23 protein-coding genes and 2 tRNA genes are annotated in these 26,472 nt (G+C 69.5%); 9 read left to right on the forward strand and 16 right to left on the reverse strand.

The genetic code is table 11. The annotated features are described in order from the left end of the window. From ESO86_RS01130 to dnaA, 10 genes are all read right to left on the reverse strand, one after another. The coding region (locus ESO86_RS01130; RefSeq protein WP_479722775.1) for a class I SAM-dependent methyltransferase at positions 1 to 358 on the reverse strand (358 nt) is incomplete at its 3' end. A gap of 50 nt (positions 359 to 408) precedes the next feature. Beyond that, a tRNA-Ala gene (locus ESO86_RS01135) sits at positions 409 to 481 on the reverse strand. 41 nt (positions 482 to 522) lie between these two features. Next, positions 523 to 596, reverse strand: a tRNA-Ile gene (locus tag ESO86_RS01140). A 65-nt stretch (positions 597 to 661) separates the two neighbouring features. Beyond that, positions 662 to 1,066, reverse strand: coding sequence for a DUF3566 domain-containing protein (locus ESO86_RS01145; protein WP_129233062.1), 405 nt, complete (start codon positions 1,064 to 1,066; stop codon positions 662 to 664). A 5-nt stretch (positions 1,067 to 1,071) separates the two neighbouring features. Next, complete coding sequence (gyrA, locus tag ESO86_RS01150) at positions 1,072 to 3,585, reverse strand: DNA gyrase subunit A (protein WP_422836464.1); 2,514 nt, start codon at positions 3,583 to 3,585, stop codon at positions 1,072 to 1,074. An 82-nt stretch (positions 3,586 to 3,667) separates the two neighbouring features. Next, positions 3,668 to 5,662, reverse strand: a complete 1,995-nt coding sequence (gyrB, locus tag ESO86_RS01155; RefSeq protein WP_129233064.1) for a DNA topoisomerase (ATP-hydrolyzing) subunit B — start codon at positions 5,660 to 5,662, stop codon at positions 3,668 to 3,670. 123 nt (positions 5,663 to 5,785) lie between these two features. Next, complete coding sequence (locus ESO86_RS01160; protein WP_242492141.1) at positions 5,786 to 6,265, reverse strand: DciA family protein; 480 nt, start codon at positions 6,263 to 6,265, stop codon at positions 5,786 to 5,788. Beyond that, complete coding sequence (gene recF, locus ESO86_RS01165; RefSeq protein ID WP_129233066.1) at positions 6,258 to 7,499, reverse strand: DNA replication/repair protein RecF; 1,242 nt, start codon at positions 7,497 to 7,499, stop codon at positions 6,258 to 6,260. The genes ESO86_RS01160 and recF overlap by 8 nt, the downstream gene beginning before the upstream one ends. Before the next feature lie 69 nt (positions 7,500 to 7,568). Then, entirely contained in the window at positions 7,569 to 8,720 is a 1,152-nt protein-coding gene (gene dnaN, locus ESO86_RS01170) for a DNA polymerase III subunit beta (protein ID WP_129233067.1), read from the reverse strand. Positions 8,721 to 9,168: 448 nt separating this feature from the next. Continuing rightward, complete coding sequence (gene dnaA, locus ESO86_RS01175) at positions 9,169 to 10,662, reverse strand: chromosomal replication initiator protein DnaA (RefSeq protein WP_129233068.1); 1,494 nt, start codon at positions 10,660 to 10,662, stop codon at positions 9,169 to 9,171. Positions 10,663 to 11,074: 412 nt separating this feature from the next. Between dnaA and rpmH the strand changes: the two genes are divergently transcribed. The 9 genes from rpmH to ESO86_RS01220 all read left to right on the forward strand — a co-directional run bounded on the left by rpmH (position 11,075) and on the right by ESO86_RS01220 (position 19,795). Continuing rightward, entirely contained in the window at positions 11,075 to 11,212 is a 138-nt protein-coding gene (gene rpmH / locus ESO86_RS01180) for a 50S ribosomal protein L34 (RefSeq protein ID WP_129233069.1), read from the forward strand. An 8-nt stretch (positions 11,213 to 11,220) separates the two neighbouring features. Further along, a complete protein-coding gene (rnpA, locus tag ESO86_RS01185) occupies positions 11,221 to 11,607 on the forward strand; it encodes a ribonuclease P protein component (protein WP_129233070.1) in 387 nt (128 codons plus the stop codon). A gap of 1 nt (position 11,608) precedes the next feature. Further along, the gene (gene yidD / locus ESO86_RS20135; RefSeq protein ID WP_129233071.1) at positions 11,609 to 12,100 is read left to right on the forward strand and encodes a membrane protein insertion efficiency factor YidD; all 492 of its coding nucleotides are present in this window, start codon (positions 11,609 to 11,611) and stop codon (positions 12,098 to 12,100) included. Positions 12,101 to 12,109: 9 nt separating this feature from the next. Next, positions 12,110 to 13,087 carry a membrane protein insertase YidC gene (gene yidC, locus ESO86_RS01195; protein ID WP_129233072.1) on the forward strand — a complete coding sequence of 326 codons (978 nt, stop codon included), beginning with the start codon at positions 12,110 to 12,112 and terminating at the stop codon, positions 13,085 to 13,087. A gap of 5 nt (positions 13,088 to 13,092) precedes the next feature. Then, complete coding sequence (locus tag ESO86_RS01200; protein ID WP_129233082.1) at positions 13,093 to 13,590, forward strand: Jag family protein; 498 nt, start codon at positions 13,093 to 13,095, stop codon at positions 13,588 to 13,590. A 26-nt stretch (positions 13,591 to 13,616) separates the two neighbouring features. Further along, positions 13,617 to 14,273, forward strand: a complete 657-nt coding sequence (gene rsmG, locus ESO86_RS01205) for a 16S rRNA (guanine(527)-N(7))-methyltransferase RsmG (protein WP_129233073.1) — start codon at positions 13,617 to 13,619, stop codon at positions 14,271 to 14,273. Positions 14,274 to 14,469: 196 nt separating this feature from the next. Continuing rightward, positions 14,470 to 15,531 (forward strand): S66 family peptidase, encoded by a 1,062-nt coding sequence (locus tag ESO86_RS01210; RefSeq protein WP_129233074.1) that lies wholly within the window; start codon positions 14,470 to 14,472, stop codon positions 15,529 to 15,531. A 2,405-nt stretch (positions 15,532 to 17,936) separates the two neighbouring features. Further along, complete coding sequence (locus tag ESO86_RS19870) at positions 17,937 to 18,818, forward strand: ParA family protein (protein WP_422836465.1); 882 nt, start codon at positions 17,937 to 17,939, stop codon at positions 18,816 to 18,818. Then, positions 18,818 to 19,795 (forward strand): ParB/RepB/Spo0J family partition protein, encoded by a 978-nt coding sequence (locus ESO86_RS01220; protein ID WP_129233076.1) that lies wholly within the window; start codon positions 18,818 to 18,820, stop codon positions 19,793 to 19,795. The genes ESO86_RS19870 and ESO86_RS01220 overlap by 1 nt, the downstream gene beginning before the upstream one ends. A 17-nt stretch (positions 19,796 to 19,812) precedes the next feature. Here the strand turns inward: ESO86_RS01220 and ESO86_RS01225 are convergent, their stop codons facing one another. The 6 genes from ESO86_RS01225 to ESO86_RS18500 all read right to left on the reverse strand — a co-directional run. Further along, complete coding sequence (locus tag ESO86_RS01225) at positions 19,813 to 20,772, reverse strand: D-alanine--D-alanine ligase family protein (protein ID WP_129233077.1); 960 nt, start codon at positions 20,770 to 20,772, stop codon at positions 19,813 to 19,815. Positions 20,773 to 20,788: 16 nt separating this feature from the next. Beyond that, a complete protein-coding gene (locus tag ESO86_RS01230; RefSeq protein ID WP_129233078.1) occupies positions 20,789 to 22,111 on the reverse strand; it encodes an aminotransferase-like domain-containing protein in 1,323 nt (440 codons plus the stop codon). Positions 22,112 to 22,268: 157 nt separating this feature from the next. After that, positions 22,269 to 22,592: a thioredoxin gene (trxA, locus tag ESO86_RS01235; protein ID WP_129233079.1), complete on the reverse strand. Its 324-nt coding sequence runs from the start codon at positions 22,590 to 22,592 to the stop codon at positions 22,269 to 22,271. Positions 22,593 to 22,674: 82 nt separating this feature from the next. Continuing rightward, complete coding sequence (trxB, locus tag ESO86_RS01240; RefSeq protein WP_129233080.1) at positions 22,675 to 23,685, reverse strand: thioredoxin-disulfide reductase; 1,011 nt, start codon at positions 23,683 to 23,685, stop codon at positions 22,675 to 22,677. A gap of 173 nt (positions 23,686 to 23,858) precedes the next feature. Then, the gene (murJ, locus tag ESO86_RS01245) at positions 23,859 to 25,481 is read right to left on the reverse strand and encodes a murein biosynthesis integral membrane protein MurJ (protein WP_129233081.1); all 1,623 of its coding nucleotides are present in this window, start codon (positions 25,479 to 25,481) and stop codon (positions 23,859 to 23,861) included. Next, positions 25,474 to 26,472: DUF6049 family protein (locus ESO86_RS18500; protein ID WP_242492142.1), on the reverse strand; the 999-nt coding region annotated here is incomplete at its 5' end. The genes murJ and ESO86_RS18500, both read right to left, overlap by 8 nt.

Consider the following 26,472-nt stretch of genomic DNA (forward strand, 5'->3'; position numbering starts at 1 on the left):
CGGGGACGGAGGCCGCGACCATGGCGGCGAGCGGCGCGACGCCGCAGTACGCCTCGAGCATCACGGGTGCGCGGGTCGCACGAACGCGCCGCACCGCGAGGCGCGCGAGGCGAAGGCTCCGCTGGCGCGGCACGAAGACGCCGGGGCCGACGCTCAGCCGGAGCGCCCCGAAGCGAACCCATCCGACGAGCGGTTCGATCGGCTCTCCGGCGGTCCGGCGACGCACGAGCTGCTCGAGCTCGGCGTCATCCTTCGCCGCGTCGACGAGGATCGCAGCCTCCTCCTCGGCGAAGACACTGCCGGAGGCGCGAAGGCGCGATGCGAGCGCGTCGATCCGGCGATCTGGGCGAGGGGCCACTCCCACAGTCTGGCGCAGGAGCGCCGGCTGGACGCGAGGCGATGGGACTGTGGAGCCTAGGAGATTCGAACTCCTGACATCCTGCTTGCAAAGCAGGCGCTCTACCAACTGAGCTAAGGCCCCGTGGCGGATGCCCTGGGGCATCCGGTTGTGGAGTTGTGGAGTGGGGATACGAGGACTTGAACCTCGGACCTCTTCGTTATCAGCGAAGCGCTCTAACCGCCTGAGCTATATCCCCGAATTTCGGCCGAAGGAAAGACTACCCGAAGGGGTGCGAATCTCCGAATCGAGCCGAGGACGGCGTCAGTTGTTGGTGAAACCGACGAGGATGCCGCCCGTGATCTTGACACTGAGGTTGTACAGCACGGCCACGACCGCGCCCAGCGCGGTCGTCACGACGAGGTTCAGGAGCGAGGCCACGACGGCGAAGCCCATGACGTTGCCGACCGACAGGATGGAGCGCAGGTCGGTGCCCGCGCCGGCGACATCCTGGACCAGGCTGTTCAGGTTCTCGAAGAGGCCGGTCGACTGGACGATCGTGAAGACGAGGAACGTCGCGACGATGTTCACCACGGAGAGGCACACTGCCACGAGGAAGGACAGCTTCACCGCCGACCAGAAGTCGATGTACACCAGGCGCAGGCGCACCTGCTTGGCCGGGGGCTTCCGGTTGGACTTGCCGGCAAGTTTCTCGGCGACACTGCTCATGACGCTCACTCCTCTCCCGCGGTCTCCGCCGCTTCGGACTCAGCGGCCTCTTCCACCAGGTTCCGCTCGGAATTCTTCGCGATCGCGATGATGCGATCGTCCGCGACGAACTTCGCGAACACGACGCCCATCGTGTCCCTGCCCTTGGCGGGGACCTCGGCGACGTCAGAGCGTACCACCTTGCCGCTGGCAAGAACCACGAGGACCTCGTCCTCTCGAGCGACCGTCAGGGCGCCCGCGAGGTCGCCGCGATCGTCGCTCAGCTTCGCCACCTTGATGCCGAGTCCGCCGCGCTGCTGCTTGCGGTACTCCTCGATCCGGGTGCGCTTCGCGTACCCGCCCTCGGTCACGACGAAGACGTACGTGTTCGCCGCGCTCTGCTTCTGCCCCGAGTCGTCCGCCGGCGCATCCGCCCCGGCGTCGCCGTTCGAATGGGGCACGACGGATGCCGCGAGCAGCTCGTCGCCCGAACGGAAGCTCATGCCCTTGACGCCCGAGGTCGAGCGGCCCATCGGGCGGAGCGCGTCATCCGTCGCCTCGAATCGGAGCGACATGCCCTTCCTCGAGACGAGGAGGATCTCGTCGTGCTCGTCGACGAGCATCGCCGAGACGAGCTCGTCGCCCTCGCGGAGGTTGATCGCGATGACGCCGCGCGAGCGGTTGGTGTCGTAGGCGGTGAGCTCGGTCTTCTTCACCAGGCCGTCGCGGGTGGCGAGCACGAGGTAGGTCGCGACCGAGTAGTCGCGGATGTCGAGGATCTGGGCGATCTGCTCGTCGGGCTGCAGCTCGAGGAGGTTCGCGACGTGCTGGCCCTTCGCGTCGCGACCGCCCTCCTGGATCTCGTACGCCTTCGCGCGGTAGACCCGACCCTGGTTGGTGAAGAACAACAGCCAGTGGTGCGTCGTCGTGACGAAGAAGTGGTCGACGACGTCATCCGCCCGGAGCTGGGCGCCCTTGACGCCCTTGCCGCCACGGTGCTGCGACCGGTAGTTGTCGCTGCGGGTGCGCTTGACGTAGCCGCCGCGCGTGACGGTGACGACCATCTCCTCCTCCGGGATCAGGTCCTCCATCGACATGTCGCCGTCGAAGCCGTGCAGGATGTGCGTGCGGCGCTCGTCGCCGTACCGGTCGACGATCTCCGCGAGCTCCTCCGAGACGATGCCGCGCTGACGCGACTCGTCGGCGAGGATCGCCTGGTACTCGGCGATCTCGCGCTCGAGGTCCGCCAGCCGGTCGATGATCTTCTGGCGCTCGAGGGCGGCCAGGCGTCGCAGCTGCATCGTGAGGATCGCGTCCGCCTGGAGCTGGTCGACCCCGAGCAGCTCCATCAGGCCCGTGCGCGCCTGCTCGACGTCGGGCGAGCGGCGGATGAGCGCGATGACCTCGTCGAGCATGTCGAGGGCCTTCACGTACCCGCGCTGGATGTGCGCGTCGGCCTCGGCCTTGTTCAGGCGGAAGCGGGTGCGCCGGACGATGACCTCGATCTGGTGGTCGACCCAGTAGGCGATGAACCCGTCGATCGGCAGGGTCCGAGGCACGCCGTCGACGATCGCGAGCATGTTGGCGCCGAAGTTGTCCTGCAGCTGGGTGTGCTTGTACAGGTTGTTCAGCACGACCTTGGCGACCGCGTCGCGCTTCAGCACGATCACGAGGCGCTGGCCGGTCCGGCCCGACGATTCGTCGCGGATGTCGGCGATGCCGCCGAGCTTGCCGTCCTTGACCAGGTCGGCGATCTTGATCGCGAGGTTGTCGGGGTTCACCTGGTACGGCAGCTCGGTGATGACGAGGCAGGTACGGCCCTGGATCTCCTCGACGTTCACGACCGCGCGCATGGTGATCGACCCGCGACCCGTGCGGTAGGCGTCGAGGATGCCCCTGGTGCCGAGGATCTGCGCGCCGGTCGGGAAGTCCGGGCCCTTGATGCGCTGGATCAGCGCCTCCTGCAGTTCCTCGCGCGTGGCATCCGGGTGCTCGAGGTACCACTGGGCGCCGGATGCCACCTCGCGGAGGTTGTGGGGCGGGATGTTCGTCGCCATGCCGACCGCGATGCCGACCGAGCCGTTGACGAGCAGGTTCGGGAACCGCGCCGGCAGGATCGTCGGCTCCTGCGTGCGACCGTCGTAGTTGTCGCCGAAGTCGACGGTGTCCTCGTCGATGTCCCGCACCATCTCGAGCGCGAGCGGGGCCATCTTGGTCTCGGTGTACCGCGGCGCCGCGGCGCCGTCGTTGCCGGGCGAACCGAAGTTGCCCTGGCCGAGCGCGAGCGGATACCGCATCGACCACGGCTGCACGAGGCGCACGAGGGCGTCGTAGATGGCGGAGTCGCCGTGCGGGTGGAACTGCCCCATGACGTCGCCGACGACGCGCGAGCACTTCGAGAACGCCTTGTCGGGCCGGTACCCGCCGTCGTACATCGCGTAGATGACGCGGCGGTGCACGGGCTTCAGGCCGTCGCGCACATCGGGCAGGGCGCGCCCGACGATGACGCTCATCGCGTAGTCGAGGTACGACCGCTGCATCTCGAGCTGCAGGTCGACCTGGTCGATGCGACCGTGGATGCCGGGGCCGGTGCCGTTCTCGTCGGCGCCGGGGTTCACGATGTCAGATGTCAAGGAAGCGCACGTCCTTCGCGTTCTTCTGGATGAAGCTGCGGCGCGACTCCACGTCGTCGCCCATCAGGGTCGAGAAGATCTCGTCCGCCGCTGCCGCGTCGTCCATGGTGACCTGGAGCAGCGTGCGGCTCTCCGGGTTCATGGTCGTGTCCCACAGCTCCTGGTGGTTCATCTCGCCGAGGCCCTTGTAGCGCTGCACCGAGTTGTCCTTCGGGATCCGCTTGCCCGAGGCGAGGCCGTCGGCGAGGAGCGCGTCGCGCTCGCGGTCGGAGAACACGTACTCGTGGTCGGCGTTCGACCACTTGATGCGGTACAGCGGCGGCTGCGCGAGGTACACGTAGCCGAGCTCGATGAGCGGACGCATGTACCGGAAGAGCAGCGTGAGCAGCAGGGTCGTGATGTGCTGGCCGTCGACATCCGCATCGGCCATGAGCACGATCTTGTGGTACCGGACCTTCTCGGGGTCGAAGTCCTCGCCGAGACCGGCGCCGAACGCCGTGATCATCGCCTGGACCTCGGCGTTGGCGAGCGCCCGGTCGAGGCGCGCGCGTTCCACGTTGAGGATCTTGCCGCGGATCGGCAGGATCGCCTGCGTCTCGGGGTTGCGACCCTGGACGGCCGAGCCGCCGGCCGAGTCGCCCTCGACGATGAAGATCTCGGAGATCGACGGGTCCTTGGACTGGCAGTCCTTGAGCTTGCCCGGCATGCCGCCCGACTCGAGCAGGCCCTTGCGGCGCGTGGCCTCGCGCGCCTTGCGGGCGGCGAGGCGCGCGGTCGCGGCCTGCAGCGCCTTGCGGATGACCTCCTTCGCCTGGTTCGGGTTGCGGTCGAACCAGTCGCCGAGCTGCTCGCTCGTCACGCGCTGCACGTAGGACTTCGCCTCGGTGTTGCCGAGCTTCGTCTTCGTCTGGCCCTCGAACTGCGGCTCGGAGAGCTTGACCGAGATGACGGCGGTGAGGCCCTCGCGCACGTCCTCGCCGGAGAAGTTCGCGTCCTTCTCCTTCAGGAGGCCCTTCTCGCGCGCGTACTTGTTGACCAGGGTCGTGAGCGCAGCGCGGAAGCCCTCTTCGTGCGTACCGCCCTCGTGGGTGTTGATCGTGTTCGCGTACGTGTGCACCGACTCGTTGTACGCGGTGGTCCACTGCATGGCGACCTCGAGCGCGATGTGCCGCTCGGTGTCCTCCGCCTCGAACGAGATGATCTCGTCGTTGACGAGGTCGGTCTTCTTCGAGCGGTTGAGGTACTCGACGTAGTCGACGAGGCCGCGCTCGTAGAGGAAGCTGTCGTGGCGGTGACCCTGCTCGTCCTCTTCGCCGTCGGAGATCTGCGACACGTCGCGGAGGTCGGTCAGGTTGATGCGCAGGCCCTTGTTGAGGAACGCGTACTGCTGGAAGCGGGCCCGGAGGGTCTCGTAGTCGAACTCGACGGTCTCGAAGATCTCCTCGCTGGGCCAGAAGGTGATGGTCGTGCCCGTGGCCTCGGTCGTCTCGCCCTTCGCGAGCGGCGCGTCGGGGACGCCGACCGCGTACGACTGGCGGTACACGTGGCCCTGCCGCTTGACCTCGACCTCGAGGCGAGTGGAGAGCGCGTTCACCACCGAGGAGCCGACGCCGTGCAGGCCGCCGGAGACCGCGTAGCCGCCGCCGCCGAACTTGCCGCCGGCGTGCAGCACCGTGAGCACCACCTCGACCGTCGAGCGGCCTTCGGTCTTGTGGATGTCGACCGGGATGCCGCGGCCGTTGTCGACGACGCGCACCGCGCCGTCGGCGAGGATCGTGACGTCGATGGTGTCGCAGTAGCCCGCGAGCGCCTCGTCCACCGAGTTGTCGACGATCTCGTACACCAGGTGGTGCAGGCCGCGCGGACCCGTCGAGCCGATGTACATGCCCGGCCGCTTGCGGACCGCTTCGAGGCCCTCGAGAACCTGGATCGCGTCGGCGCCGTATTCCGGCGTCTGCTGGGCCTTCGTCGGTTCCGCTGTCATGGGTGAATCGGGCTCCAAACCGTCGTTCTGGCGACCCTTGATCCTATCAACAAGAGGGACCCTCCAACGCGCTCCGCGCCGATCTGCGGCCCCGAGAGAGCCCAAGTGACCGATTTTGCCCTGTCAGCCGTAGGTGTCGCGCGGACCGCGCCCTGGGACCGATCTGGGACCCCTTTTCCAGGTGGGGGCATCCGGCCCTTGGAAACGGATGGTGTCGACGCCTGCGCGGGGATGGCGCTCGAGGATCGCGCGGATGAGCTCCTCGCGCATCATCCGGAGCTGGGTCGCCCACGCCGTCGACTCGCAACGGACCTGGAGCACGCCTCCTTCGATCGCGATGGGCTCGGAGTGGCGGGCGATGTCCTCTCCGGCGATCTCGGGCCACGCGGAGAGGAGCTCCTGCTGCGACAGCGCGCCGGTCCACCCGAGCTGGGCCGTGAGCGCATCGATCGCGGCACCCAGCGGCTTCGGGTCGCGGCCCGGCGTGAACGGCTCGCTGCCCTCTACCTCGCGCGTGCGCACGCGCGCACGCCCCGGCCGCCCCCTCGGCTCCCCGCCGAAGATCTCCCGGAAGTGCTGGTACGTGCGGGCGGCCTCAGACACCGGGTGCCTCCGAGGGCAGGGGTGCACCGGCCGGCTCGGCGTCGACGAGCGGTGCGACGTCGTCGACGACCGCGCCGGCCGCGATCCGGATCACGCGGCTCGAGAGCGGTTCCGGCACGTCCTCGATCACGGCGGCGGTGATGAGCACCTGCTCGTAGCCGCCGACCGCGGCGGCCAGCCGCTCCCGCCGCATGCGGTCGAGTTCGGCGAAGACGTCGTCGAGCACGAGCACGGGGTCGCCGGTCGTCGAGTCGCGTCGGAGGAGCTCGGCCGACGCGAGCCGCAGCGCGAGCGCGAACGACCAGGACTCGCCATGGCTCGCATACCCCTTCGCCGGCAGGTCGTTGAGCAGGAGGAGGACGTCGTCGCGGTGCGGGCCGGCCAGGGTGACGCCGCGCTCGAGTTCCCTGCGACGGAGCGACCCGAGTGCCGATGCGAAGCGTTCGGCCGTGGACGGCCGGTCCGGCGTCTCGGACTCGGCGACGGGCGTGCCCGTTGCGGATGCGGCATCGGTCGGCTCGTCGTCGGGGTCGGCGCCGTCGATCGAGAGGACCGACTGCAGCTCGGGGCGGTGGTCGTCGTCGACGATCGAGCGGTACGCGGCCGCGAGCGGCTCGCGGAGGTCGGCCACCAGTTCCTCGCGACGATCGATGAGTTCGGCGCCGAGCGCGACGAGCCGTTCGTCCCAGATGTCGAGCGTCGTCAGCTGCGACGCGGCGAGACCCCGGGCGCGGGCGCTCTTCAGGAGCGAGTTGCGCTGCTTGAGCACGCGGTCGTAGTCGGCCATGACGCCCGCGAGGCGCGGGGTGCGCTGCACGAGCAGTCCGTCGAGCACCCTGCGGCGAACCGACGGCTCGCCCCGCACGATCGCGAGGTCCTCCGGCGCGAAGAGGACCGTGTGCGCGTAGCGCGGCAGGTCGCGCGGCTTCGCGCCCCCTCGGTTCACCTGCGCGCGATTCGCACCCTGCCGGTTGAGCTGCAGCTCGAGCAGGACCTCGCGCTCCCCGGTCGACAGGAGCGCGCGGATGATCGCGGCATCCGCCCCCGACCGGATCAGCGCCTGGTCGCTCGAGACGCGATGCGAGCCGAGCGTGGCGAGATAGCCGATCGCCTCGACGAGGTTGGTCTTGCCCTGGCCGTTGCGCCCGACGATGACCGTGGCGCCCCGCTCGAACGACAGCTCGGCCGATCGGTAGTTGCGGAAGTCGGTGAGCGAGAGCCTCGCGACGTGCACGGTGCGGCTCCCTTCCTGCGAACCCCCACGGTACCCGCCCGCGCCGACATCGCGGCACGGGGTGCCGGGCTACCGCAGCAGCAGGTTCGGCTGCAGCAGGTAGCGATAGCTGTCGGCGCCGGCCTGTTCGCGCGACGTCTGGCTCGTGATCAGCACCGGGCCCGGCTTGTTCGGGTTCTCCGTCTTGGTGAAGGAGATGCGCACGAACTCGCTCGGCACCGCCTGCAGGCCGTCGAGGAGGAACTGCGGCTTCAGCGAGACGACCGTGTCGTCTCCGGTGAGGATCGCGTCGATGGACTCGGACGCCTGGGCCTGCTCGCTGCCGATCGCCTCGAGGGTGAGGCCGTCGGCCGTGAACGAGTAGCGGAGCGCGGCCTCGCGCTCGAGCACGAGCGCGACGCGACGGGTCGCCTCGATGAGCTCGGCGGTGTTCATCACCGCGTAGTTGTCGACCGTCTCGGGGAACAGCCGGCGGACGGGCGGGAAGTTGCCCTTGATGAGCAGGCTGGTGACCGTCTTCCGGTCGGCCGAGAACGCGATGAGCTCGCGATCGTCTCGACTCGTGATCGCGACCGAGATGGTGCCCGAGTGGCCGAACGTCTTGCCGACCTCCTGCAGCGTGCGGGCGGGAACCAGGGCGGTCGTCGCGTCGGACTCGCCCGCGACCCCGCCGCCGTCCCACTCGATCTCGCGGATCGCGACACGGTAGCGGTCGGTGGCGACGAGGCTCAGGTTCGTCTCGCGGACCTCGAGCTGGACGCCGGTGATGACGGGGGTGACGTCGTCGCGGGATGCCGCGACCGCGACCTGCGCCACGGCCGACGCGAACTCCTCGGCCGGGACCACGCCGGTCTGCTCGCCGATCTCGGGGATCGACGGGTACTCCTCGACGGGCATCGACAGCAGCGTGAAGCTCGCGGACCCGCAGGTCACGGAGATGCGCGATTCCTCGGTGGACACCCGCACGGGCGCGTTCGGAAGGCGCCCGGCGATCTCGGCGAGGAGCCGGCCGGACACGAGCACGGTGCCCGGCTCCTCGACGTCGGCCTGGATCTCGGTCCGCGATGAGACCTCGTAGTCGAAGGAGGAGAGGACCAGTCCGTCGCCCTCGGCCTGGATCAGCACGCCGGAGAGGATCGGGAGGGTCGTGCGCTGCGGCAGCAGCTTGACGGCGAACGACACGGCCTCACTGAAGACGTCGCGATTGACCTGGAACTTCACGGTTCTCCCGTCGTGGAGGTGCTGGGTGGGTCCCATGCTATCCGGACGCCTGTTTCCGGCGCGGTGATTTCCCGTGCCTCGAGTGCGCGCCGAACCCGCCCGATCCCAGGTTGCCGAACGCCGTGGGTTAATCCAGATATCTCTTAACGGTGTTAACCGGTGTGGAAACTGTGGATGGCGTTCGGAGATCCGCATGATGACGCCGATGCGAGGCCGTCAGGTCTGTGCACGGCGTGTGGAAACCGAGGGGAGCGGCATCGTTCGTCGACGAGCGGTGTTCGGAGTTGTGCACAGGCCGAGGCCGCGTCTCAACAGTGGTGGCGCGGTTGCTCGTTAACAATCCACAGATTTTCCACACCTGTGCGGAATCGTGTCGGCGGGCTCCCGGGAAGGTGCTCGAGGGCGCGCCGAGCGGCCGCGCGAGCGCGGCATCCGTCGTCGACCGGACTCAGCGGTAGCGGGCGGTCTGCTTGATGCGGGCGGTGAGTTCGGTCACCTGGTTGTAGATCGACCGGCGCTCCTTCATGAGCTCCGAGATCTTCTTGTTGGCGTACATCACCGTGGTGTGGTCGCGGTTGCCGAAGAGCTGGCCGATCTTCGGCAGGCTGAGGCTGGTCAGCTCGCGGCACAGGTACATGGCGATCTGACGCGCCGTCGCGACCGCCTGCGATCGGCTCGAACCGTACAGGTCGTCGACCGTGAGCTTGAAGTAGTCGGCGGTCGCGGTGATGATGTCGACCGGCGCGACCACGTTGTCCGTGTCGTCGGTGATTAGGTCCTTGAGGACCGTCTGCACGAGCGGCATGTCGACCGGCGTCCGGTTCAGGCTCGCGAAGGCGGTCACGCGGATCAGCGTGCCCTCGAGTTCGCGGATGTTGCTCGAGACCTTCGAGGCCATGTACTCGAGGATGTCGTCGGGCACCTGGAGGTGCTCGTTCTGCGCCTTCTTGCGGAGGATCGCGATGCGGGTCTCGAGGTCGGGCGCCTGGACGTCGGTGATGAGACCCCACTCGAAGCGACTGCGCATCCGGTCCTCGAAGCCGGTGAGGTGCTTCGGCGGCACGTCGCTCGTGATCACGACCTGCTTGTTGTGGTCGTGCAGCGTGTTGAAGGTGTGGAAGAACGCCTCCTGCGTCTCCGCCTTGCCCTGCAGGAACTGGATGTCGTCGATCAGCAGGATGTCGATGTTGCGATAGCGCTGCTGGAAGAGCGAGCCGCGGTTGTTCGCGATCGAGTTGATGAAGTCGTTGGTGAACTCCTCGGAACTCACGTAGCGCACGCGGATGCCCGGGTAGAGGCTCATCGCGTAGTGGCCGATCGCGTGCAGCAGGTGGGTCTTGCCGAGGCCGGAGTCGCCGTAGATGAACAACGGGTTGTAGGCCTTCGCCGGCGCCTCCGCGACGGCCACCGCCGCGGCGTGCGCGAAGCGGTTGGACTGGCCGATGACGAAGCTGTCGAACGAGTACTTCGGGTTCAGGCGCGCGTCGCGGGGGCGGTCGATGCTGCCGCTGCCGCTGCCGCTGTCGAAGATCGGTTGCGGCCCGGCCTGGGGTTCGTCGAGGCCCATCGCCTGTCCGGACATCCCCGCGCCGCCCATTCCGGGTGCACCTCCGCCGACGGATGGCGCGCCCCCCATCGGTCCGCTCGCGACGGGATCGGCCGGGCGCAGCTCCTCGAGCTCCGGGTTCACGACGACGTAGAAGGAGGTGACCGGTGACGGGGCCTCGATCGCGCTCATCGCGGAGAGGAGCGACACCCGCATCCGCTGGTTCAGCATGCTCGCGGTGAAGTCGTTCGGAACCTCGAGGTAGAACGTGCCCGCGGCGATGCCCTTCGGCTCGACCAGGTTCAGGAAGCCCTGCAGCATCGGCGTGATCGCCGCGTCGTCGGAGAGTCGTTCGAGGACCGTCGCCCACGTCTCGCTGATGGGCTGTTCCGTCATCGCTCCCCGCAATCTGTCGCACCGTTCGGCGGCCGCTCGTCGCTCCCCCGAGCGATTCGGTGGAGCGGCCCGAAGGCGTCTGTTCACAACGTTCTCCACCACCTGTGAGCAGACTTGCGAGAACCGCGTGATTCCGCCGCGCAGGCTGGGGATAACTGGTGTCACACGCTAGCGAATCGGACCTGCTGCGACAAATGCCCGCTGGGGGATCTCGGTCGCTCCCGGCGTGTCGCTCCTCCGGTGAACCTGTGGATCGGTGCAGAATGTCGTTTCCCCAGTGCGCCCGGTTTGACCGCGGCATCCGCAAGCCGTAGTTTTAATCAGTTGACCGCAGCCCTTTCGGGCACCGAGTTCTCCCCGCCGGCGCACCTGTGACGCGTCCGTGCGCGGAATTTCCCAGCCGGAGAAGAAGATGAGCAAGCGTACGTTCCAGCCCAACAACCGTCGTCGCGCCAAGAAGCACGGCTTCCGCGCTCGCATGCGGACCCGTGCCGGTCGCGCGATCCTCTCGGCCCGCCGCACCAAGGGCCGCACCGAGCTCTCCGCGTAAGTTCCTCGGTGCTCGCCAAAGCCAACCGCATCACGAGCGCCGATGACTACCGGTTCATCGTGCGCCGTGGTGCGAAGGTCGCTGGTGCCCACACCGTGAGCTACATCCGCTCACGGGAGGCGGGCTCCGACGCGCGCTTCGGCTTCATCGTGTCCAAGAAGGTCGGCTCCGCCGTCCGCCGCAACCTCGTTCGTCGGCGGTTGAAGGCGGCCGGCCGCGAATTCGTCGACGGCGGGGCATCCGCCGTCGACGTCGTCGTACGTGCGCTCCCCACCGCCTCCGCGGCCGGCTTCGCAGAGCTCCGCGACGAGCTCGGCGAAGCCCTGGCATCGCGCGGTGCTCGGCGCCGCACGGGCGGCGCCGCACCGACCGTCGCTCGAGCGGAAGACCTCTGACGTGAAGAACCTCGCCTGGTTCGTCTGGCTCCTGCCCCGAAACGCGGGCGTGCTGCTCATCCGTGCCTATCGGGCCGTGGTCTCCCCGCTCTACGGCGACGTCTGCCGGTACTACCCCTCCTGCTCGGCCTACGGCCTCGGCGCGGTGCAGCACCGCGGCCTGGTCATCGGTTCGGCGCTCACCGCGTGGCGGATCGTCCGGTGCAACCCGTGGTCGGCCGGCGGCATCGATGACGTGCCCCTGCCTCGCGTGCGCCGATTCCACGTCACACGGGTCGGCCTCGTCATCCCGGCGGACTGGGCCGGTTCTCCCGGCCCCAAGGGCCGCCACGCGGACCGCAGCGGGCGTCGGCGCGTCGACTCGACCACGCCGGTCGCATCGGCGGATGCCCACGGACACCGCCACCACACCCCGCAGGGCGACGCCGTGGCATCCGCCTCGCCTCGCCTCGCCGCACCCGAACGCTCCCCCATCACGTCCCGGAAGGACTGACCCGCCCCCATGGACATCTTCGGCACACTGCTATGGCCCATCAAATGGGCCATCGAGCTGATCCTCGTCGCATTCCACTCCCTGTGGACCTTCCTCGGGATGGACCCGAACGCGGGAATCACCTGGGTGCTCGCCATCGTCGGCCTCGTCGTCGTGGTGCGCGCGGCCCTCATCCCGATCTTCGTCCGCCAGATCAAGAGCCAGCGCCGCATGCTCGAGGTGGCGCCGCAGCTGAAGAAGATCCAGGACAAGTACAAGGGCAAGAAGGACCAGTTCTCGCGCGAGGCGATGTCGCGCGAGACCATGGAGCTCTACAAGCGCACCGGCACGAACCCGCTCTCCTCGTGCCTGCCGCTGCTGCTCCAGATGCCGATCTTCTTCGGCCTGTTCTCGGTGCTGAACGACGCGTCGATCCACGCGGACCGCGGCGGCGTGGGCGTGCTGACGCCGACGCTCGCCGACTCGTTCTCGAACGCGACGTTCCTCGGAGCCCCGCTGAACTCGACCTTCATCGGCGAGTGGAACGCGATGATGGCGGGCGAGCCGTTCAGCGCCTCGACCATGTTCGTGGCCGTCACGATGATCATCCTGATGACCGCGTCGCAGTTCATCACGCAGCTCCAGATCGTCTCGAAGAACATGTCGCCCGAGACCAAGGCGAGCCCGATGTTCCGGCAGCAGCGCATCCTGCTCTACCTGCTCCCCCTGGTCTTCGCGTTCTCGGGCGTGGCCTTCCCGCTCGGCGTGATGTTCTACTGGCTCGTCTCGAACTTCTGGACCATGGGCCAGCAGTTCATCGTCATCCGAAACATGCCGACGCCCGGCAGCGATGCCGCCAAGGCCCGCGAGGCGCGTCTCGCCCGCAAGGGCAAGCTCGTCGTCGAGACCAAGGGCGACGCCGACGATGCCGAGCCCCAGAAGCCCTCCACGACGCAGCGTCAGCAGCCCATGGGCAAGAACCGCGCGAAGAAGCAGAACAGGAAGTGACCTCGATGACGGACGTCCAGCACGACGCCGCGACCCGATCCCTCGAGCAGTTGGAGGAGGAGGGCGACATCGCCGCCGACTACATCGAGGAACTCCTCGACATCTGCGACCTCGACGGTGACATCGACATCGATGCGCGCAACGGTCGCGCCTACGTCTCGGTGCACGCCTCCGATGCCGCCGACCTGGCGGTGCTCTCCCGCCCCGACACGGTGACCGCGCTGCAGGAACTGACCCGGCTCGCCGTGCAGACCAAGACCGGTGCCTTCTCGCGGCTCATCCTCGACGTGGGCGGATCGCGCGATGCGCGCCGCGACGAGCTCGGTCGCCTCGTCGCCCGTGCGGCGGAGCGCCTCGAGGCCGGGGCCTCCGAGGCGGCGCTCCCCCCGATGTCGTCGTACGAGCGGAAGCTCGTGCACGATCTCGTCGCCGAGCGGGGCCTGCACTCGGAGTCGCGGGGCGAAGGTGCGGACCGCCACACCGTCATCACGCGGGTCGGCTGACCGCCGCCCTCCGTTCCACGTGAAACATGACTGACCACACGCCCGCCCAGCCGCCCGGGCTCGAGCCCGAGCCTGCGGCTGCTTCAGTCGTGTTCGGTGACCGCCTCGAAGTCGCACGCGCGTTCACCGAGAGCCTCGCCGAGCACGGCGAGGAGCTCGGGTTGATCGGCCCGCTCGAGCTGCCGCGGCTCTGGACGCGTCACGTCGTCAACTCGGGACTGGTCGCTCCCCTCCTCCGGCCGGGTCATGTCGGGGACGTCGGATCCGGCGCCGGCCTTCCGGGCCTGGTGCTGGCCATCGCCCGTCCGGACGTGCACCTGACCCTCATCGAGCCCATGGAGCGGCGGGTCGCCTGGCTCGAGCGTCAGGTCGGTGAACTCGCACTCGACAACGTCGAGGTGGTTCGTGCTCGGGCCGAGGAGGTCAAGCTCAAGGGGCGGCTCGATCAGGTCACGGCCCGCGCGGTGAGTGCGCTCCGGACGCTGATCCCGATCACTGCTCCCCTGCTTCGACCGGGGGGTGAGCTCGTCCTCATGAAGGGCAGCGGTGTCGCCGGCGAGATCGGTGCGGCAGAGAAAGCGATCCGCAAGTCCCGGTTGAGTGACGTCGAGGTGGTCGTCCTCGGCGAGGGCGTGGTCGACGACGTGACCCGGGTCTTCCGGGCGCGCGTGCCGTCTGCATGACCGCAACCGGGCGCGAGCCCAGTTCGGCCTCGACCAGGGCCGCCACGGCCTCCTGGCTTCGCATCCGCTGAGTCGGTGCACCGCAGTCATCCCGGATGGTGGCGGTCCCGGCTCCGTCCGATGCTCGCCGCCGCTTGATGCCGGTCGGCGCACGCGCGACGTCTCCCATCACCGCGGAGTGCGAGATGATCGCGACATGCCTGCCCACGAACTGATCCAACCGCCCAAGGCCCGGGCGGAAGATCGAGTCGCCGTACTCTCCCCCGCTTGGGCGGCGCCGGCTCACTTCCCCGCAATCCATGAGCAGGCGATGCGAAGGCTCGCGGACCTGACCGGTCTCGTGCCGGTGGAGTACCCGACGACCCGCCTTCCGGACGCCAGCCCGTCCGCCCGTGCCGCCGACCTCATGTCGGCGTTCTCCGACCCGTCGATCCGGGCGATCCTCGCGACGATCTGCGGAGACGACCAGATCCTCGTGATCCCTCACCTGGACGCCGAAGCGATCCGCGGCGACCCGAAGCCGTTCGTCGGCTACAGCGACAACACGAACCTCCATCACTGGCTGTGGACCAACGGCGTGGCGAGCTTCTACGGCGGCAGCACGCAGGTGCATCTCGGCGCCGGACCTGATGTCGATGCCGTCCACGCCCGATCGCTGCGCGCCGCCCTGCTGGATGGCGGCGTGCTCGACGTCGTCGAGCCGGGCGAGTCCGAGGACTTCGGAGTGCCGTGGACCGATCCTCGGTCGTTGTCCGAGTTCGGTCGACGCGAGAGCACGGAACCGTGGAGCTGGGCCGGCGGCGCCGGGGCACTGAGTGGAAGGACGTGGGGAGGGTGCCTGGAGGTGATCGACCAGGTGCTCGTCGCAGACCGGTTCCCCTTCGCGCCGGAGGTGCTGGACGGCTCGGTCCTGCTGGTCGAGACCAGCGAGCTCCTGCCGCCGGCCGACTGGGTGACGCGCGTGCTGCGTGCCATGGGTGAGCGCGGGCTGCTGTCACCGCTCGCGGGCGTGATCGCCGCCCGCCCGCCCGCCAGTTCCCTGGAGGTGATGCCGGCCCCGGAAGATCGCGCCGCGTACCGAGCAGCGCAGCGCGACGCCATCGTCACGACGATCGCACGCTACAACCCGGACGCGGTGGTGTGCGTCGGCCCGCCCTTCGGACACACCAGGCCCCAGTGGATCCTGCCGTACGGTGGCGAGGTCTCGTGCGACCCCATTGCTGGATCGATCACCGCGGACTACGGCACGGCGGATTGAACGGCGACGCCGGAGCGATGTTCCACGTGAAACGCACCGGTACCCGGTGCACCATCAGTGTCCCGACGGACGCGGCCCACCTGCCGCCTGCAGTCCGATGTCATTCCCGTGCCGAGTCCTCCGAGGGAGCGCTCCCGGCGGTCTCGTGACTTCGTCGGTCCGAGTCGGACGAGTGGCCCGGCGATGTTCAGGTGCGAGGCTTCACGTGGAACGGTGGCGCGGTGGAGGAGTTCGCGCGAGGAGCGATCGAGGCGACGGATGCGTGAACCGGTGGCCATCGGGCTTCCGTCGAGCGCCGTCCCGTCCGCAGGCGGTCGGACTGCTCCGGGGGACCTGGTCCAGCCCACGACGGGCCGGGCCCGGCGGGTGCGACCGAGAGTACGGACGGGCCGGCACGCGATCATGGACGGGTGCAGCCGGACCGGCGGAGCCGTCGGCGCACCGCAGGATCGACCGCCGCTCATCCTTCCGATCCGTCCGCGGCCGGAGGGTCGGCAGGTCCCGGGAGACATCGCCGCGGTGTGAACACTCCGCCCTGAAGCCGGCTCGTGACGGGCACAGCGGGACGGGGCGTCCCGCTGTGCCCGAGCCGCGGCGCGTCCGACTGGTGCCGCGGTGGCCGCGTCATAGCGGCCGGAGGACCGATCGGCCCGCCACGCACGGCGTCCGCGCGTTTCACGTGAAACACCTCGTGCCCGGACGCCGCGAGAGCCCACTCGGTCGCACCGCGGTTCGGTTGCAGTGTCCCGCAGTGTCCGCGTGCGGTTCGGACAGAGGTCGTGGCCTCCGTAGACGTCGAAGCGATCGCGGACGACCCTCCTGGTCGACCCGCGCGGTCCCGGATGGGGACCTGCGCGGCGCGGGATGAGTTCGACCAACCGGTGGCTCGGGTTCACGGAACGAACCCTTCGCGTCGAGGGTTTCACGTGGAACGGAACGATACGGCGTCCGAATCCGGTCGAGTGCACGTTTGAGGCACCGGGACGTCCGAGGGGCCGCAAGAGGACGGCGAAGCCCGCCATGCGTGTCCGGCGAGTCCCGCTCGCTCGCCACGTGTTCGTCGCTGAGCCGGTGAGCCCTGAGGCGCATCGGCGGCGCACAGGTGGGTCCCGGGTGGGCCGAGCTCCCGCGTCATCCCGCCGAGCATCGTGTTCGTTGCCGTGGCGGCGTTCCACGTGAAACGCCCTGCCGGGCGCAGGGGGAAGCAGCCGAGTCGATCCAGTTCCCGGTTCGGCGGCGAGACGCCGCTTCGGCATCCGTGGCGGCGATTAGGCTTGGGGCTCGGAGTGATCGCAGGGCACGGCGTGCGATCTCGGATGGGGCAGGAGTGCGGCATGGCGAACGGTGGGCGCGGCTGGTTCCAGCGCAGGAAGCCGCAGTCCGATGCCGTCGAGCCGACGACCGATCGGCGTGAGCCGGAGCCCACCCGGATCGAGGCGTACGAGGCGGAACGACGAGTCGAGGAAGCCGCCGAGGCGGCGAGGCGGCAGGCGCACGATGCAGGCCGGCCCGACTTCGATTCACTGCTGCGGCCCGCCGCCGAAGAGCCCGGCTCAGGACCGGCGGCGCAGCCCGGCTCCCCAGCGTCTCCCGCGAGCCCCGCCCCCGGATCGTCGACGTCTGCATCGCTCGCGGATGACGACCCCGACCGGCGCTGGGCTCCGCCGGAGGACACCTGGCGGCGCACGGCTGAGGCCCGTGCCGACACCGAGACGTCGACGACGGTCCGGACGCCCGGACCGGACGCCGGCGAAGCGCGCCCGCTCGCCGAAGCCTCGGCGCCACCTCCTGCCTCGAACCCCGGGGCAGGTCCACAGGTGGCGGATGCCGGCGGTGCGAGCGCTCCGCCGAAGGTCGGCCGCTACGACTGGGACGCCGCAACCGCGGCCGCGCTCTCCGATGAGTCCGCGCCCGCGGCGGGTCCGTCGAGCCATCCCCTCCCCCACGGGGACCCGGACAAGCTGCTCGAGGACATCATCCGCGAGATCGTCGGCGATGCGACTGCCGAGACGGTCTCGAGCCTTCAGCAGCCCCGAACCCAGTCCGGCCCGGAGGCCGGCTCCCACGTCGAGCCGAGTGCGCCGCAGCCGACGCCGGAGGCTTCGGTCGCCCGGACCGCGGCACCCGATCGGCTGGGAGCGACCGGCCCGGTCGAGGCGCATCCGCCGGTCGAGGTCGACACGACCGAAGTGGCTGCCGAGGGGGCACCCGAGGCGGCGTCCGAGCCGGCGGAGCCGTATGCTGTCGTGGCGGGTGACGAGGCGGGGGCGGAGCGCGGAGTCGTGGACACCGAGCGCGCAGAGCCGGTCTCCCATCCATTCGCCGCAACGACGAGCCATGTCGTCGTCGCCGACCCCGAGGGGTTGGTTTCACGTGAAACATCGGAATCATACGGAGGAACTCCCCTGGCCGATCAGCTTGCCGACGAGACACGGCGCCGACTCGCGCTCGACCAGGCCGTGCTGCCGCTTCCCGCGACCACGCGAGTCTTCACGATCTCGAACCAGAAGGGCGGCGTCGGCAAGACGACCTCCGCCGTGAACCTGGCCGCGGCGCTCGCGCGCGCGGGAGCGCATGTCCTCGTGGTCGACCTCGACCCGCAGGGCAACGCGTCGACCGCTCTCGGCGTCGATCACCGATCCGAGCTGCAGAGCGTCTACGAGGTGCTCGTGTCCGATCTTCCCATCGCCGACGTCGTGCAGCCCTCGACCGAACATGAGAACCTCGACTGCGTGCCGGCCACGATCCACCTCGCCGGTGCCGAGATCGAGCTCGTCTCCCTGGTCGCCCGCGAGCAGCGGCTCCGTCGCGCGCTCGACGCGCACCTCGCGGCGATGGAGCGCCCCTACGATTACGTCTTCATCGACTGCCCGCCCTCGCTCGGACTGCTGACCATCAACGCGTTCGTCGCTGCGCGGGAGGTGCTGATCCCGATCCAGTGCGAGTACTACGCGCTCGAGGGCCTGTCGCAGTTGCTGAGCAACATCGAGCTCATCGAACGTCACCTGAACCCGGAGTTGCGGCTGACGACGATCCTCCTGACGATGTACGACTCGCGGACGAACCTCGCCCAGCAGGTGGCGCAGGAGGTCCGTGACCACTTCCCCACCCAGACCCTCGACACGATCATTCCTCGTTCGGTCCGGGTCTCCGAGGCCCCCAGCTACGGACAGAGCGTGATCAGCTACGACTTCGCGTCGACCGGCTCCCTCTCCTATCGCGAGGCGGCCGCGGAGATCGCGTGGCGCGGGGCGCAGGATGCGTCCGAACAGAAGGAGTCCCACTGATGGCGACCAAGCGCACGGGTCTCGGCCGCGGAATCGGCGCCCTCATCCCGACCACTGAGGACGCGCCGCCCCGGGTCACACGTCCGGTCGATGTCTTCTTCCCCGACAGCGACGCGCCGACGACCGCGGTCGCCGCGGTCGAGCATGCCGTCGAGGCCAATCTCGTCACGGTCCCCGGAGCGCACCTCGCGCGGCTGAACCCCGATGACATCGTTCCGAACGCACAGCAGCCGAGGTCGGTCTTCGACCCCGAGGACCTCGAGGAGCTCGTTCACTCGGTCCGGGAGTTCGGCGTCCTCCAGCCGATCGTGGTCCGGCCGCACCCCGACGAGCCCGGGAAGTACGAGCTCGTCATGGGTGAGCGTCGCCTGCGCGCGACCAAGGCTGCGGGCCTCGACTCGATCCCCGCCGTGGTCAAGGAGACGGCGAACGAGGCGATGCTCCGCGACGCCCTCCTCGAGAACCTCCATCGCTCGCAGCTCAACCCCCTCGAGGAGGCATCCGCCTACCAGCAGCTGCTGGCAGACTTCGGCATCACCCAGGAGGAGCTCGCGTCGAGGATCGGTCGATCACGCCCGCAGATCTCGAACACGCTCCGGCTGTTGAAGCTCCCCGAGCCGGTCCAGATCCGCGTCGCGGCGGGCGTCCTGACCGCCGGCCACGCCAGGGCGATCCTCGCGGCGGGCGACCCTGAGGCCATGCAGCGACTCGCGGACAAGATCGTCAACGAGGACCTCTCGGTACGCGCCGCAGAGGCGATCGCCGCCTCCGAACCGAAGCCGGCGCGCGTGAAGCCTGCGGCCGGAAAGCGGCAGGAGTTCCTCGACGACCTGTCGACGCGACTCGGCGATCGACTCGACACGCGCGTCAGGATCTCGCTCGGTGCGCGGAAGGGTCAGATCAACATCGACTTCGCGACGGTTCAGGACCTGCGCCGCATCCTGTCGGAGCTCGGCGAGAACCTCGACGGGCTCTGATCGGGCCCCGGCCGAGGTCAGGCTCCGCGCCGCGCGGCCGCGCGGACCAGTGCGTCGTAGACCGTCGCGGCATCCGTGTCGGACGCCTCGATCGCGAGAGGCACGAGTGACGTCTCGGTGAGACCCGGGAGCACGTTCGCCTCGAGGAACCAGGGCGTGCCCTCGTCGTCGACGATGAGGTCGACGCGTGACAGGTCCCGGAGTCCGAGCGTGCGGTGCGCGGCCAGGGCCGCAGCGGTGGCCCGCTCGACGGCCTCCTCGGACAGCCGGCAGGGCGAGAAGAAGGTGGTCTCCCCCGCGTTGTATCGCGCCTGGAACGAGTAGACGCCTGCCGACGGGACGATCTCGACCGCCGTGAGCGCGCGCGGCGCGCCATCCGTCTCGACGACCGCGATGGCGAGTTCGGTTCCGATGATGCGTCGCTCCACGACGGCGATGTCGGCGTAGGTGAACGCATCGACCATCGCGCGAGGGAGGTCGGCCGTCGACTCGACGATGGTGACGCCCTGCGCGGAGCCGCCTGAGCCGGGCTTGACCACGAGGTCGCCCGGGAGCGCCTCGCGCACCACCTTGAGCACGCTCGCCGCACCGAGTTCGCGGAACGCCTCGTGCGAGAGCACGATGGACTCGGGCACCGCACCGCCGGCGGCGGCGATGAGCGAGCTCGCGACCGGCTTCGACCACGCGCGGCGCGCCGCCGCGCCGGTCGAGCCGACCGTGGGGATGCGCAGCGCCGCCAGGAGTTCGAGCAGGGTGCCGTCCTCGCCGCTCGAGCCGTGGAGTGCCGGGAACACCACATCGGGTCGATGCTCGGCGAGGTACGGCAGCAGTCCGGCATCGGGATCGCGGAGTTCGACGCGGTGGCCGGCCTCGGCGAGGGCGTCGGCGACGCGTCGCCCGGAGCGGAGCGAGACATCGCGCTCGTGCGAGATGCCACCGGCGAGCACGACGACGGAAAGGCCGGTGGAATCGCTCATGATCAGGGGTTCTCCACTACTTGAGGTCGGTGGGCGGTGCAAGTTCGATGCCGGGTCGATCGGGGAGCTGGAGCGTGCCGGTCCCGGCGAAGGTGTCGAGCAGGTCGAGCTCGCCGTTGACGACGGTCGCCAGACGTCGGATGCCCAGGCGGATGGCATCGGGCGTCGGATAGCAGAACGAGAGCCGCATCGCGTGCCGCCCGCGCCCGTCGGCGAAGAACGCGGTGCCGGGCGTGTAGGCGACGAGTTCGCGGACCGCCCTCGGCAGCATCTGCTTCGAGTCGAGCACGTCGGGCAGCGTCACCCACACGTAGAACCCGCCGTTGGGGTTCGTCCACGAGAGCTGGGGCAGGTACTCCCCCAGCGCCTCGATCATCGCGTCCTTCCGTTCGCGATAGACACCGCGGAAGGCGTCGACCTGCCCACGCCAGTCGGCCTGCGACAGGTACTCCGAGACGACGAGTTGGCTGAACGAGGACGGGGAGAGGATCGCCGACTCGGCCGCGAGGATGAGCTTCTCGCGGATGGCGTGGGGCGCGAGCGCCCAACCGACGCGGAATCCCGGTGCGAGCGTCTTCGAGAACGATCCCAGGTAGATCACGCCCTCCGGGTCCATCGAGCGCAGGGCGTCGGGAGCGGGCTCGTCGAAGTGGAGGAGCCCGTAGGGGTTGTCCTCGAGCACGAGGATCTCGTTCGCACGGCAGATCTCGAGGATCTCGGGCCGCCGTGCGGCGGAGAGCGTGACGCCCGCCGGGTTGTGGAAGTTCGGGATCGTGTAGAGGAACTTGATGCGACGGCCCTGCCCGCGGAGGTGCGCGATGGTCTCGCGCAGCGCCTCGGGGATGAGACCGTCGTCGTCCATCGCCACGTGCACGACCGACGCCTGGTAGGACCGGAAGACGCCCATCGCGCCGACGTAGGACGGCGCTTCGGCGAGCACGACGTCGCCCGGGTCGAGGAAGAGCTTGGCCACGAAGTCGAGCGCCTGCTGCGATCCGGTCGAGGTCACGACGTTGTCGACCGATGCGCGGATGCCCTCGAGCGACATGACCTCGAGGATGTGCTCGCGGAGCGCCGGGATGCCCTGACCCGAGCCGTACTGCAGGGCCACGGGGCCCTGTTCGCGCATGGTCCGTTCGAAGGCGGCGGTGATGAGCTCCTGCGGGAGTGCGGACACGAACGGCATGCCGCCGGCGAGCGAGACGACCTCGGGACGCGAGGCGACGGCGAACAGCGCGCGCACCTCGGAGGCGGCGAAGCCGGCGGCTCGGTCGGCGTAGTTCGCGTACCACGGATCGAGGTTGTTGCCGGCCCGCTGGGGCACTCCGTCAGAGGTCACTGCTGGTTCCGTTCTGCTCAGGCATTCCATGCTAGCCAGCCCGACGGAGCAGCCCGGACCGGATGCCGCCGCGTGACGCCCCGCAGACCCGACGTGACGACGAAGGGCTGTAACCGCAGCATGCAGTTACAGCCCTTCGCGACGAGCGGGGTCTCGATCAGCCGATGAACTCGGCGAGGTCCTGCTCGAGGATCGGCTTCGGCTTCGCACCGATGACCGTGCGGACGACCTCGCCGCCCTTGAAGACCTTCATGGCCGGGATGGCCGTGATCTGGTACTTCATGGCGAGGCCCGGGTTCTCGTCGACGTTGAGCTTGACGATGTCGAGCTTGTCCGAGTGCTCGGTCGCGATCTGGTCGAGGATCGGGCTCACCGCGCGACACGGACCGCACCACTCGGCCCAGAAGTCGACGAGGACGGCCTTGTCGTTCTGCAGCACCTCCTGGTCGAAGGTGGCCTCGGACACTGCACGTGCAGTCATTGCGTTCTCCTTTGGTGGAAGCGTCGGTCCGGAGCGTGCGCGGGCATATGTCGATGCCGGCATCCGTTCCGGACAGGGGTTCTCAGCGAGCGGCGTCCGCGAGGTCGACCGCGACGAGCTCATCGACCTCGGCAGCCTCGGCGGCGGCCGCAGCCGGCTCGCCGTCGGTGTCCTCGAGCGCCGCGAGGTAGTGCTCGGCATCCAGCGCGGCGACCGTGCCGGACCCTGCCGCAGTGACCGCCTGGCGGTACGTCGGGTCGATCACGTCGCCCGCGGCGAACACGCCGGGCACCGAGGTCCGGGAGGAACGGCCGTCGACGGCGATGGTGCCCTCGGCGGTCAGGTCGAGCTTGCCGTGCACGAGGTGCGTCCGCGGGTCGTTGCCGATCGCGACGAACAGCCCGTCGAGGTCGAGCGCGCTCACGTCGCCCGAGACGGTGTCGCGCAGGGTGACACCGGTCACGGCGGTGTCACCGTGGATCGCGGACACCTCGGCGTTCCAGACGAACTCGATCTTCGGGTTGTCGAACGCGCGCTGCTGCATGATCTTCGACGCCTTGAGCTGGTCGCGGCGGTGGATCACGTAGACCTTGTCGGCGAAGCGGGTGAGGAAGGTCGCCTCCTCCATCGCCGAGTCGCCGCCGCCCACGACCGCGATCGTCTTCTCGCGGAAGAAGAAGCCGTCGCAGGTGGCGCACCACGAGAGGCCGTGACCCGAGAGGCGCTCCTCCTCGGGCAGGCCGAGCTTGCGGTAGGCCGAGCCCGTCGCGAAGATGATCGCCTTCGCCTCGTGCTCACCCCCGTTGCCGAGCTTCACGCGCTTGACCGGGCCCTCGACGTCGAGCTCGACGACGTCGTCGTAGACGACCTCGGTGCCGAAGCGCTCCGCCTGGGCCTGCATCTTGCCCATGAGGTCGGGGCCCATGATGCCCTCGGGGAAACCGGGGAAGTTCTCGACCTCGGTGGTGTTCATGAGTTCGCCGCCGATCTCGACGGAGCTGGCGATGAGCAGCGGCTTCAGCTCGGCGCGGGCCGCGTAGATGGCGGCGGTGAATCCCGCCGGCCCAGACCCGATGATGATGATGTCGCGCAAACCCGCTCCTGTCGTTCCGTGCGATGCCCGCGGCATCCTACTTCGCGGATGCCACGACATGGTGAACACAGTCTAGGCGGCGCCTATTCCGGGCCCGACGGCGCTCACGGGCGGGTCACAGGCTGGGCGGCGAGCGAGCGGATCCGCGGGCTCGCACCCCGCGTCATCCGTCGTCATCGGCGCCGGAGCCGTGCCAGCACGGGCTCGGCGAACCCGCGCAGTTCGGGAGAGCGCAGCAGCCAGAGGATGCCGCCGTAGAGGACCGCCATCGCCGTTCCGGTGATGGCCATGACGAGGATCGCGCCCCACCGGTCGGCGATCGCGAACCCGCCCTCGGCGAAGCCGCCGAACGCCCACACGATCGCCGCGCCGGCGACCACGGGCACGATCACCGCGGCGAAGTCGCGCGCGAGGCTCGTGAGCACGCGTGTCGCGTCGAGGCGCTCGAGCTTGGGTCGCAGCAGGAGGACGGCGAGTCCGAGCTGGATGGTGCCCGCCACCGTCGTCGACAGCGCGACGCCGACGGCGATCCACTCCACCGGCAGCAGCAGGCACGACAGCGCCGCGACGGTGAACACGACCACCTGGACCAGGGTGAACATGAACGGGGTCCTGGTGTCGCCGAGCGCGTAGAAGGTCCGCTGCACGACGAAGAGGATGCTGAACCCGACGAGTCCGACGGCGAAGGCGATGATCACGTTGCCGAGCGCGGACGCGTTGGCGAAGTTCCCCGGCTGGAAGACCGCCGCGAACGGGTAGGCGACCACGACGAGGACGGCCGAGGCGAGCATGAGGATGAGGCCGACGGCGCGCACGGCGCCCGAGAGGTCGGAGCGGACCCGGTCGAGCTCGCCGTCGCGTGCGTGCTCGCTCATGCGCGTGAAGTAGGCGGTCGCGATCGAGACCGTGATGACCGAGTGCGGCAGCATGAAGATCAGCCACGCGTTCTCGATCGCGGCGACCGACGCTCCCTGCTCGGATGCCGTGCTGACGACCCGCGTCTGCACGATGCCGGCGAACGTCGTCAGCAGCAGCATCCCGAACGTCCACCCCGCCATCCGCCCGGCGGACCGCAGGCCGACGCCGCGCCAGCGGAAGTCGGGTCGGTAGTGCAGGCCGATCCGGCGCCAGAACCAGAACAGCACGAGCGCCTGGGCCGCGATGCCGAGCGTCGCGGACCCGGCGAGCAGCGCGATCATGCCCGGAGTCCAGTCGGAGGCGGCACGCGTGCCGGCGGGATCGAAGCCGAACAGCATGCCGAAGGCGACGAGGCCGATGAGTGCGACGACGTTGTTCAGGACCGGCACCCACGTGAACGGCCCGAAGCTCCGGCGCGCGTTCAGCACCTCGCCGAGCAGCGTGTAGAGCCCGTAGAAGAAGATCTGGGGCAGGCACCAGAACGCGAAGGCGGTCGCGAGCGCGAGGGTGTCCGGAGCGAAGCCACCGCCGTAGAGCCAGGCCAGCACAGGTGCGAGCACCGTCGCGACCACGGTCGCCGCGCCGATCACGACGAGCGCCAGCGTGACGAGCTTGTTGATGTAGGCGCTGCCGCCGTCGGCGTGGGCGGCCGCGCGGACGATCTGCGGCACGAGGACGGCGGAGAGCACGCCGCCCGCGACGATCACGTAGACCGTGTTGGGCAGGCCGTTCGCGACGGCGAACGCGTCGGCGCTCGCCGAGCCGACGACGCCGATGGTCGCGGCGAGGACGATCGCCTTCAGGAACCCGAGCAACCGCGAGACGATCGTGCCCGACGCGAGGAACAGGCTCGCCCGGGCGATGCGGTCGTCAGCCATGCGCGGGGTCCTCCGGTCGCGTCGGGTCCTCCGGTCGGGCGGGCTCCTCCGGTCGGTTGGGGTCCTCCGGTCGGGCGGGGTCGGGCTCGGCCGTCACCGCCGCGTGCTGGCGTCGGCGGCGGAGGATCGTGCGCAGGATGCCGACGCCGAACACGACCACCGCGAGGACGGCCAGGACGGTCGCACCGACGCCCTCCCAGTCGGCGTGGACGTTCGCCGGGATCCGGACGATGGCGCCGAGCGGCGTGCCGTCGGGCGACGCGAGCGACACCTCGAGGGTGACCTCGCCGCTGCCGACCCCGGCCGCGACGGGGACCTGCACCGTCCGACGGCTCTCGCCCTCGACGGTCGCCTCGACGGTGTCCTCGACGAGGAGCCGGCCGTTGGACGGATCGACCGTGACGACGACGTTCACCGGGTACGGGAGGTCGTTCTCGACCGTGATCGGGATGCCGGTCTCGCTCGCGACCACGAGCACGCTGCTCGTGGGCACGGCGGAGACCGAGTCGGTGATCGCGCGCTGGTCGATCAGCCACCGGCCGACGGCCCCGGTCCACTCGGTCGGCACGTCGAGCCATCCCACCGCCAGGAGCGCGAGCAGGTCGCGCCGCGTCGGCGCGGTGAGCAGGGTCGGGTCGTCGAGGACGTCCGAGAACTCCTCGACGTCGAGTTCCGCGCCGAGGAGGCGATCGACGTTCCCGACGCGCTGGTCGTCCTCCGCGAGCGGGACCAGCGTGCGCGGCGCCGGCGGCGCCCCGACGACCTCCGCGAGCGTCGCGGGGCGCGACCACGTCGAACCGTCGAGCACGGCGAGGGTCTCGCCGACGCGGTCCGCGTCGGCTCCGGCCGACCTGGCGAACGTGCCGACGAGGGTCGTCGTCGCGTCAGCCGGTCCGAGCGCCAGCTCGGCGAGCAGCCTCGATGCGGCGCTGCGGCACTCGGCGTCGGTCTGGGCGGCGGCGGCGAGCCGGAGCGGGTCCTGCAGCCGCCC

This window comes from Agromyces binzhouensis (assembly GCF_004135055.1).
Taxonomy (GTDB): domain Bacteria; phylum Actinomycetota; class Actinomycetes; order Actinomycetales; family Microbacteriaceae; genus Agromyces; species Agromyces binzhouensis.

What these genes read in the sequence shown, in the direction of transcription:
- ESO86_RS01145 (WP_129233062.1), bottom strand. Translation starts at nt 1,066, where the DNA reads ATGAGCAGTGTCGCCGAGAAACTTGCCGGCAAGTCCAACCGGAAGCCC.
- gyrB (WP_129233064.1), bottom strand. Translation starts at nt 5,662, where the DNA reads ATGACAGCGGAACCGACGAAGGCCCAGCAGACGCCGGAATACGGCGCC.
- rsmG (WP_129233073.1), top strand. Translation starts at nt 13,617, where the DNA reads ATGACTGACCACACGCCCGCCCAGCCGCCCGGGCTCGAGCCCGAGCCT.
- ESO86_RS01210 (WP_129233074.1), top strand. Translation starts at nt 14,470, where the DNA reads ATGCCTGCCCACGAACTGATCCAACCGCCCAAGGCCCGGGCGGAAGAT.
- rpmH (WP_129233069.1), top strand. Translation starts at nt 11,075, where the DNA reads ATGAGCAAGCGTACGTTCCAGCCCAACAACCGTCGTCGCGCCAAGAAG.
- dnaA (WP_129233068.1), bottom strand. Translation starts at nt 10,662, where the DNA reads ATGACGGAACAGCCCATCAGCGAGACGTGGGCGACGGTCCTCGAACGA.
- ESO86_RS01225 (WP_129233077.1), bottom strand. Translation starts at nt 20,772, where the DNA reads ATGAGCGATTCCACCGGCCTTTCCGTCGTCGTGCTCGCCGGTGGCATC.
- ESO86_RS01200 (WP_129233082.1), top strand. Translation starts at nt 13,093, where the DNA reads ATGACGGACGTCCAGCACGACGCCGCGACCCGATCCCTCGAGCAGTTG.
- gyrA (WP_422836464.1), bottom strand. Translation starts at nt 3,585, where the DNA reads ATGCAGCGGTCGTACCTCGACTACGCGATGAGCGTCATCGTCGGGCGC.
- trxA (WP_129233079.1), bottom strand. Translation starts at nt 22,592, where the DNA reads ATGACTGCACGTGCAGTGTCCGAGGCCACCTTCGACCAGGAGGTGCTG.
- murJ (WP_129233081.1), bottom strand. Translation starts at nt 25,481, where the DNA reads ATGGCTGACGACCGCATCGCCCGGGCGAGCCTGTTCCTCGCGTCGGGC.
- yidC (WP_129233072.1), top strand. Translation starts at nt 12,110, where the DNA reads ATGGACATCTTCGGCACACTGCTATGGCCCATCAAATGGGCCATCGAG.
- ESO86_RS01220 (WP_129233076.1), top strand. Translation starts at nt 18,818, where the DNA reads ATGGCGACCAAGCGCACGGGTCTCGGCCGCGGAATCGGCGCCCTCATC.